General features: G+C 57.4%; 1 rRNA gene. It reads right to left on the bottom strand.

Annotated features, from left to right (window positions below):
• A 5S ribosomal RNA gene (gene rrf, locus A372_RS0100495) occupies positions 1-104 on the bottom strand; the annotation flags it as partial.
• Positions 105-230 lie beyond the last annotated feature (126 nt).

The raw sequence follows: 230 nt of genomic DNA, 5'->3' as shown, positions 1-230 counted from the left end.
CTACTCTCCCGGGACCCTGCGGTCCAAGTACCATCGGCGCTGGAGGGCTTAACGGTCGTGTTCGGGATGGGTACGCGTGGAACCCCTCCGCTATCGCCACCAAACAGATGTCGGCTCGTATTTACTCGCCAACTTAAGTTCAGGTCAGCACCGCCAAGTGCTGTGTGCCTTTGCCTTCGCTGCGCTTGGCAGTTCAACAAAGCTTGCACCCTGAAAACTGAACGCGAAAG

It is taken from the genome of Paenibacillus sp. OSY-SE, from assembly GCF_000283315.1.
Taxonomy (GTDB): domain Bacteria; phylum Bacillota; class Bacilli; order Paenibacillales; family Paenibacillaceae; genus Paenibacillus_B; species Paenibacillus_B profundus.
Note: the sequence above shows the minus strand (reverse complement) of the source record. Positions and strands in the feature narration are given on the sequence as shown.